At 70.4% G+C, this 7,990-nt stretch carries 8 protein-coding genes and 2 pseudogenes; 3 read left to right on the forward strand and 7 right to left on the reverse strand.

The genetic code is table 11. The features are described 5' to 3' along the window. Both GXZ33_RS05835 and GXZ33_RS05840 read left to right on the forward strand, forming a co-directional pair. A pseudogene (locus tag GXZ33_RS05835) lies at positions 1 to 1,021 on the forward strand (DNA polymerase III subunit gamma/tau); the annotation flags it as partial. 47 nt (positions 1,022 to 1,068) lie between these two features. Further along, positions 1,069 to 1,392, forward strand: a complete 324-nt coding sequence (locus tag GXZ33_RS05840) for a YbaB/EbfC family nucleoid-associated protein (RefSeq protein WP_291339922.1) — start codon at positions 1,069 to 1,071, stop codon at positions 1,390 to 1,392. Here the strand turns inward: GXZ33_RS05840 and GXZ33_RS05845 are convergent. Then, complete coding sequence (locus GXZ33_RS05845; RefSeq protein ID WP_291339923.1) at positions 1,389 to 2,036, reverse strand: hypothetical protein; 648 nt, start codon at positions 2,034 to 2,036, stop codon at positions 1,389 to 1,391. The two genes, GXZ33_RS05840 and GXZ33_RS05845, sit on opposite strands and share 4 nt — an antisense overlap. Before the next feature lie 92 nt (positions 2,037 to 2,128). On the opposite strand from GXZ33_RS05845, the gene recR reads away from it, so the two are divergent. Continuing rightward, the gene (gene recR / locus GXZ33_RS05850; RefSeq protein ID WP_291339924.1) at positions 2,129 to 2,785 is read left to right on the forward strand and encodes a recombination mediator RecR; all 657 of its coding nucleotides are present in this window, start codon (positions 2,129 to 2,131) and stop codon (positions 2,783 to 2,785) included. On the opposite strand, the gene GXZ33_RS05855 is transcribed toward recR, so the two are convergent. The 6 genes and pseudogenes from GXZ33_RS05855 to GXZ33_RS05880 form a co-directional block, all read right to left on the reverse strand. Beyond that, positions 2,782 to 3,909, reverse strand: coding sequence for an HNH endonuclease signature motif containing protein (locus GXZ33_RS05855; protein WP_291339925.1), 1,128 nt, complete (start codon positions 3,907 to 3,909; stop codon positions 2,782 to 2,784). The two genes, recR and GXZ33_RS05855, sit on opposite strands and share 4 nt — an antisense overlap. A gap of 95 nt (positions 3,910 to 4,004) precedes the next feature. Beyond that, positions 4,005 to 4,946: a cation diffusion facilitator family transporter gene (locus GXZ33_RS05860; RefSeq protein ID WP_291339926.1), complete on the reverse strand. Its 942-nt coding sequence runs from the start codon at positions 4,944 to 4,946 to the stop codon at positions 4,005 to 4,007. After that, positions 4,943 to 5,395 carry a transporter substrate-binding domain-containing protein gene (locus GXZ33_RS05865; RefSeq protein WP_291339927.1) on the reverse strand — a complete coding sequence of 151 codons (453 nt, stop codon included), beginning with the start codon at positions 5,393 to 5,395 and terminating at the stop codon, positions 4,943 to 4,945. Before GXZ33_RS05865 ends, GXZ33_RS05860 begins: the two co-directional genes overlap by 4 nt. A 10-nt stretch (positions 5,396 to 5,405) precedes the next feature. After that, positions 5,406 to 6,161, reverse strand: a complete 756-nt coding sequence (locus tag GXZ33_RS05870; protein WP_291339928.1) for a glutamine amidotransferase — start codon at positions 6,159 to 6,161, stop codon at positions 5,406 to 5,408. After that, positions 6,154 to 7,431 carry a Mur ligase family protein gene (locus GXZ33_RS05875; RefSeq protein WP_291339929.1) on the reverse strand — a complete coding sequence of 426 codons (1,278 nt, stop codon included), beginning with the start codon at positions 7,429 to 7,431 and terminating at the stop codon, positions 6,154 to 6,156. The genes GXZ33_RS05870 and GXZ33_RS05875 overlap by 8 nt, the downstream gene beginning before the upstream one ends. A gap of 15 nt (positions 7,432 to 7,446) precedes the next feature. Further along, a pseudogene (locus tag GXZ33_RS05880) lies at positions 7,447 to 7,990 on the reverse strand (DNA polymerase III subunit epsilon); the annotation flags it as partial.

The raw sequence follows: 7,990 nt of genomic DNA on the forward strand, positions 1-7,990 counted from the left end.
CGTCGCCGCACCCGCCGCGCAGGCCACCCCCGCCGCGGCGCCCTCGGGGAAGGTCTTCGAACGTCCCTCGGTGCGTCGGGCCCGGGAGGCGGCTGAGGCCGCCCAGGCGGCCGAGACGGCGGCGAAGGTGGAGAAGCCGGTGGCCGTCGAGAAGCCTGCCCCGGCGGCACCGGCGGCACCGTCTGCACCGCCGGTCGTCGAGAAGCCTGTCGACCCTGTCGAGGTGATCCGCGCCGGGTGGGCGACGATCCGCGAGGAGGTGTCCCGCCGCAACAAGGTCGCCGGGATCATGCTCGCCGAGGCGCGCGTGCTCGGCCTGCGCGAGGACACCCTGGTCCTCGGCCACAACACCGGCGCCCTGGCGGAGCGTCTCAACGCCGAGTCGAACAACTCGGTGGTGGCGAAGGTGGTGTCCGAGCATGCGCGCCGTGAACTGAAGGTGCAGTGCGTGATCGGCACGGACCCGGCCGCCGCCGGTTTCAGCCCGACACCCGCGAAGCAGGAGGCATGGACCCCGCAGCCCCCGCAGACCCCGCCGACCCCGGCCGCGCAGCCCGAGCCCGCTGAGAAGCCCGAGGCACCCGAGGAGCCTGAGAGTCCGGCCTCCACCTGGGGTAGGCCACGCGCGATCGGTGGCGACGCTGCTGCCCCGCCGCAGCCGCCGCAGCCGCAGGTGCCGCAGCGGCCGACCCCGCCGCCTGCCCCGGAGCCGGAGAAGCCGTCCTGGCAGCAGATCGCCGAACGCGGACGCGCCAACGCCGCCCGCCAGGCGGCGGAACGGGCCGCCCGCCCGTCCTTCGATGACGGTGTGCCCCTGCCGCCGGAGCCGATGGATGACCCGGAGATGGCCCCGCCGGAACACCACGCTCCGGTACCGCAGCCGCAGGCGGCGCCGTCGCGACGCGAAGAAGAGGACGAGATGGTCAAGGCCGCCCAGGAACCGGGCACCTACGACCGTCGGGACGCGACGACCATCGCAGTGGAACTCCTGGAGCAGGAACTCGGCGCGCGTCGACTGTGAGTCGGTAGGATGGCCGTCGGTAAAAGCAACCGACGAAAGGCAATCCCATGACCCAGCCGGACATGTCCCAGCTCCTCGCCCAGGCCCAGGAGATGCAGGCCAAGCTGCAGCAGGCGCAGCAGGAGATCCTCGCCACCGAGATCACCGGCTCCGCCGGCAACAACCTGGTCGCCGTGACCATGACCGGTGGCGGCGAGGTCACCGACGTGAAGATTGATCCGCAGGTCGTGGACCCGGAGGACGTCGAGACGCTGCAGGACCTCGTCCTCGGCGCGTTCCAGGACGCCCACCAGAAGGCCGGCAACCTCGCCGCCGAGAAGATGGGCCCGCTGTCCCAGGGCGGCGACCCGTTCGGCGGGATGCTCGGCTAGATCGCGGCGAAGTAGTCGACGTCGGTGAGCAGGATCCTGGCCCCCAGGTCCCCGCTCCACTCGACGCCGATGCCGTGCCTGCGCAGGACGGGGACGACCTCGTCGCGCATCAGCCGGACGGTGACACGTTCGTAGGTGGCCTGCTTCTCCGCGTTGCTCAGCGTCTCCGACTCGGCCCCGAGGAACGTCCCGTACCCGAGGTAGGTGCTGCGGTCCTCGATGAGGCGCTCCGTGTCCTGCTCGTGGTAGTAGACGAAACCGCGGGCACCGGGCAGCTTCGCACGCTCGTCACGGATCTCGTCGTGCGCGCACGTGGTGCAGCAGCTGAAGTCCTCACGGGCGATGACACCGATGGTCTCCAGCTCGGCGAAAGCCTCGCTGAGGCGCGAAGCAGGTGGGTCGCCGAGTTCCGCGAGCTGACGGCGCCGCCCGTCGATGAGCTTCTCGACGACCGCGTGCGCCTCCTCCTCGTCGATGTCCGGCACCTCCTCGGTGACGGCATCGAGGTAGTAGTCGGCGTCGGATTCGCCGCGGACGAGCAGACTCCAGCAGTAGTCCTCGAGGTGTTCGCGGGTGTCCTCGTCGAGGGGCCAGTGGGCGGGGAGGGCGAAGTCGGCGGGGCGGGTGTTCCAGGTGGATGTCATGGGGTGGATCCTCGCACAGGTCGGCGGGCGGTGCCGGGTATGTCGGGGGCAGGCACTATCCTCGTAGCGGACCATCGAGGAAAGGCACCAGAGTGTTTGAAGGACCGCTGCAGGATCTCATCGACGAGCTCTCCCGCCTGCCTGGCGTGGGCCCGAAGAGTGCGCAGCGTATCGCCTTCCACCTGTTGGCCGTCGAGCCGGACGACATCAACCGCCTGACCGCCGCCCTGGAGGCGGTGCGTGACGGGGTGACGTTCTGCCGGATCTGCTGCAACATCTCCCGCGAGGAGGTGTGCCGGATCTGTGCGGACTCGGGGCGGGACCGCGGGATGATCTGCGTCGTCGAGGAGCCGAAGGACATCCAGGTCATCGAACGCACGGGGGAGTACAACGGCCGTTACCATGTGCTCGGTGGGGCGCTGGATCCGTTGGCGAATGTCGGCCCGAAGGATCTGCACATCACGGAGCTGCTGCAGCGTATCGGTGGGGTGCTGCCGGACCGGGAGCTCGCTGACTCCACGCCGGCGGCCCCGCTTCACGACGCCGCCCCCACCGTCCATGAGGTCATCCTCGCCACGGACCCCAACACCGAGGGCGAGGCGACGGCTTCCTACCTGGCACGGCTGCTCAAGGACTTCCCGGACCTGGTGGTCTCCCGTCTGGCGTCGGGCATGCCCCTGGGTGGGGACCTGGAATTCGTCGACGAACTGACGCTTTCCCGGGCGTTGAGCGGGCGGCTGCAGCTTTAGGGCGTGCCGGCCAGCCCCCGGGCGGAGTAGGCCCGCAGGGGATGAGGGTTGGCTTTCGGTGGGCTGCCGTCGGGTGGGTGGAACAACACCCCACCCGGGTGACGCTCCACCCGTCCGTGGCGGGGTGGTTGGTCGGGGTCGTCATCGTTGCGGGCGTTGTGTTTGCGGCACAGCACCGTCATCTCCGCGACGTTGGTCCGCCCGCCGTTCTTCCAGGCGATGAGGTGGTGGATCTCGCACTCATCCGCCGCGGTGTCACACATCGCCTCACAGGTCAACGACTCGGTGATCAGCATCATCCGCTGCTTCGGGGAGGCGGTGCGCTCCGAGCGGTAGGCGTTGACCGGACCTGCCACCGGATCGTAGATCCCGGCGACGTGGTACTCGGCGGTGACCTGCTCGAGCAGTTCCTTACCCGTCATGGTGGTCCCGTCGGTCAGCCCGAAGACCGTCTCATCGCCCTGGTGGTGCAGGACCTTCGCCCACTCCGGCAGGGGCACCACCACATAGGGAATCGGGGCGGTCGCCCCGGCGCCACCACCGCCCTGGGAGGCCATGAACGAGTCGTACATGGCCTGTTCATAGGTCAGCTGCGGGTTGTGGCGGCGCAGGTGGGCTGCCCCGGCCCTCACCTGGCCCAGCAGGCCGGTGACGGCCCGTTCGGGGCCGGTGACGGTGAAGGTGCGCAGGCCCTGGGCGTCGGTGTTCTTCCCGCCGCGCAGGGCTCTTTTTCCGTGGGCCTTCTGCTCGGCGTCGGCCACGGCCCGGTTGTAGGCGCGGACCCGGGCGGCAGCCTCGTGGTCGATCTCGGCGACGGTGCCACGCAGCCGACACAGTTCGACGCGGAGTTCCCACTCCGTCACTGCGGCACCGGGGAGGAGTTTGCGGGTGTGTTTCTCGATGGTCATCACCGCGTCGAGGGACAGTGCGGCAGCCGCGTGGCGGGCGGTGGTTTGGAGGTGAGGGTGGCGGGTGGGTCCGTGGTAGATGGCGGAGAGTTTCTCCCAGGCGCCGGCGTCGCGGTAGCCGAGGTCATCGAGGTCGGTGCGGGTGAGTGCACCGGAGGAGATCTCCTCCAGGACCGTCATGGCCCGCAGGCTCCGCAGTAACTCGATGGTGGTCATGGACGGAGGTTAAACCCCTGACAGGTGCACGTCGAGAAGCACCTGTCCCGGCCTGTGGACAACCGGTGGTTATCCACAGGCACGGGTAGGCCGCATCAGGTCCCGGTTGACAGGGCCCGTGGGATCTGGGAGGTGGGGATGACCACGACGTCGTGTAGTTTCCAGTCGATCCCCTCGAGGGAGCGGCGCAGCTCCTCCATCTGCGCAACCGTGGGGTCCTGGCCGGGGTGGGGGATGACGAACAGTTCCACGTGGAACACGTGCCCCTGGTCGCGGACGCGGGCGCGGGCGTCGGCGACCCAGGGGAAGGTGTGGGCGCGGGCCTCGGCGGAGTCGATGAGGGGGTGGGGCGAGGAGTCGTCGAAACGCATGACGCGTTCGTCGCTGAGGTCGCCGACGGCGGCCTTGAGGTTGGTGATGCCGTCCCAGATGATCGACCCCGACACGAGGATCGCGGCGGCCGCATCCATCCACCACAGGCCGACACCGATGCCGAGGACGCCGACGATGGTGGCTAAGGCGGTGGTCCAGTCGGCTTTGAGCATGTCGGCGTCGGCACGCAGCAGTTTGTCGTGGAGCTGCTCGGCGAGTTTGAGCTTCATCCGGCCGAGGATGACGGGCGGGACACCGGAGACCGCCATGACGGCGACCATCAGCCAGCCCGCCCAGATGTCGTGCCCGAAGATCACCGTGATGCCGATCGGCGGTTTCTCCCGCCCGACCAGGCCGGACACCGAGGTGAACAGCAGCAGCCCACCCATGATGAGCAGTGCGGTGGCCGCCACCAGGTGTCCGATGCCGATAGCCCGGTGGTAGCCGTAGGGGAACTGCTCCGTCGGCGCGCGGCGGATGAAGCGCACGGCGATGAGGAACGCGATCGGCGGCAGGAACGCCAGCATGTCCTCCATCCACGCGGCACGCATCGCCTGCGACTGCCCTGCGACGAGCCCCACCAGGACCACCGTCACCGCCGTCGACGCGAGTGTGATCCACTCCAGCCGGACGGCCCTGGCGAGTGCCTGCTTGTCGGCGTTCACCGGATCTCCCCGAACTCCCGAGCCAGATGACGCTCCAGGTTGACCAGCAGCTCGTTCTCCCCGAGGCGCACCCCCATGACCATCTCCTCTTCGCCGACGGTCTGGTAGGGCCTAGTCAGGGCCATGAAGTCCGCCCAGGGGGAGGAGGCGGTCAGCCCGCCGATGACGACGTCGACCTCCCCGTCCCGGATCTTCCCGGCGAGCACGCTCTCCGGGCCCTCGGCCCAGTCGATGGTGGCGTCGATGGACTCGGCGAAGGAGGTGATGAGGTCGGCCTCCGATCCGGTGACGTGACCGGAGTCGTCGACGTGGACCCAGGGACGGTGCTCGGACACCCCGACGACGAGGGTGCCGCCGGAGGCCCGGTCGAAGGTGCCCTCGACGTCGAGGGGCAGGGCGGTGCAGCCGGTGAGCAGCACGGCGCAGGCCGGGAGCAGGGCTCGATGCATAAGCCCCAGGTTACTTGAGGCGCTCCAGTCGCAGGCGGTCGACGACGGCGATCTCCAGCGGCTCGAGCTCGGCGAGGCCGATCCCCAGCGCGCGGGCCAGCAGCAGGTCAGCCAGCTGCGGGTTGCGGGCCAGGACGGGGCCGTGCATGTAGGTGGCGATGACGCTGCCCTGCACGGCACCCTCGGCGAAGCGCTGCTTGGTGCCGTCGGCGACGTCGTCGGCGGCGGCGGCGACATCGCAGTTGCCGGTGCCGCGGGTGACGCGGCCGAGGGGTTCGGCGCCCGGGCCGAGGAGGGTGGCGCCGAGGTGGTTCTCGAAGCCGGTGAGCGGCTCCGTCAGGTCGGCGGTGATGCCGGCGCGGGTGGGGGTCGATGCGACCTCGCCGATGGCGCGGGTCTGGAGGCCGATGGTGGTGGCGTCGAGAAGTCCGAGGCCGTCGACGACGCGGCCGCCGGCGCGGAAGGATTCGCCGAGGACCTGCAGGCCGGCGCAGACACCGAGCACGGGGCGGCCGGCCCAGGCGGCGCGGGTGAGGCCGCCGTCGGCGATGAGGTGCTCCGCCGCGAGGATCTGGGCGGTGTCCTCGCCGCCGCCGAGGCAGTAGATGTCGAGGGACTCGGGGACTGCCTCCCCGAGGCGGATCGGCAGGATCTCGGCGGTGATGCCGCGCATGCGGGCGCGCTGGCGCAGGACCAGGGCGTTGCCGTCGTCGCCGTAGGTGCCCAGGACGTCGGGAAGCACGAGTCCGATGGTCAGCTCAGCCACGGTGGGTCTCCTTCTGCAGGGCGGCCTTCAGGTCACGGAAGGCGGTGTAGTTGGCCAGCACCTCGATGCGCCCGGGCGGGCAGGCGAGGACGGCGGCGAGGGGGTCGGGGACGAGTTCGTGCCCGATGTCGGCGTAGGTGAGCCGTACGGCGAGGTCGGTGCCCCGCTCGCCGGCGGCCTTGACCACCAGTCCCTCGAAGTCCTCGAAGGCGACGTCCCACAGCCAGGACAGGTCCTCACCGTCGGCGACCTGGCCGTTGACGGCGATGACCAGCCCGTCGGCGGAGCGGTCCACCATCGACAGCGCCTCCTGCCAGCCGGCGGGGTTCTTGGCCAGCAGCAGGTGGATGTCCCGCTCGCCGAGGCGGATGGTGGAGTAGCGGCCGGCGACGTTGTCGACGGACTCGGCGGCCGCGATGGCGTCGGTGAGGGGGACGTCGAAGCCCTCGACGGCGGCGGCGATCGCCTGGGTGGCGTTGCCGCGGTTGGCGCGGCCCGGCAGCTTGAGGGACAGCGCGGAGGAGCCGTGCGGGGACTCCAGGCCGGAGTCGGTGATGGTCCAGGTGGGGGTGGGGCGGCGGAAGGTGCGGCCGTCGGGGAGCGGTTTCACGGCCCACCAGTCGTTCTGTTCGCGGACGACGTGGCCGCCGGTGCGTGGGCAGGAGACGGAGTCGCCGATCCAGCCGGCGCCCGCGGACACCCAGATGACGTTCGGGGCGTCGAAGGCGACGGACGTCATGAGCACGTCGTCGCAGTTCGCGATGACGAGCATGTCCGGGTGGGCGGTGACCGCCCGGCGCAGGGCGCGTTCGATCTTGTTGATCTCACCGACGCGGTCCAGCTGGTCGCGGGTGAGGTTGAGCAGCACCATCACCTCGGGGCGCAGGCGCTCCGCGACGGCGGGGACGTGGAGCTCGTCGACCTCGAGGACGATGTGGGAGGCGTCCTTACCGGCCAGGAGGGCGGAGATGATGCCGGCGTCCATGTTGTCGCCGCCGTCGTTGGTGGCGATGCTGAACCGGGAGCGCATGGCGGCAGCCAGCATGCGGGTGGTCGTGGACTTGCCGTTCGTGCCGGTGACCAGCACGGTCGGGCGTCCGCGGCCCAGGTTCTCCATGATGGTGGGGTCGATGGCGTTGGCCACCAGGCCGCCGATCATGCCACCGGCACCGCGGCCGGTGAGACGGGAGGCGGTGGTGGCCAGCTGTGCGGCGGTGGTGGCCGCCCTCGATCGCAGGCGGCGCAGGACACCGGAACGTGGGGAACTCATGCCACCACAGTAGTCCTAGCGTCGCGGACGGCTCTGCACCTGCTCGACCGCGTCGAGGAACTCGGTGTCGGTGAGCAGCGGGATGCCCTTGCGTACCGCGTGCATGGCCTTGCCCCGCAGGTCAGCGGTGTCGTTGCACACGACGACGCTGGTGGTGCGGGTCAGCTTCTCCGAGTAGACGAGTTCCGCCTTCACGCACTCCGCGATGAGGATGTCGGGGTCGAGCTCCACCTCGGGGGCGACGACGACCTCCATGCCGCGGACGAGGTGGCGGCCCGGGACGTGCACACCCGGGTTGGGGTGGGGGCGGGGTGCCTCCATCGCGTCGACGCGCACGTGGGAGCGCTGCAGTCCGAAACGGTCGGCGCGCAGGTCGGCGGGGGTGACGGTGGCGAGCTCACCGTGCCCACCGTCCTCGGTGCGGTCGCGGAACTCGAAGAAGACGTCGATGAGCAGGTCGTTGATCTCCCGTGACGTCTCGTGCTCGGGGCGCTGCGCACGCTCGACGGTGGCGACGGGCGACGGCGCGTCGATGCCCAGGGCCGCCGCGAGGTTGCCC

It is taken from the genome of Corynebacterium sp. (assembly GCF_012838985.1).
Taxonomy (GTDB): Bacteria; Actinomycetota; Actinomycetes; order Mycobacteriales; family Mycobacteriaceae; genus Corynebacterium.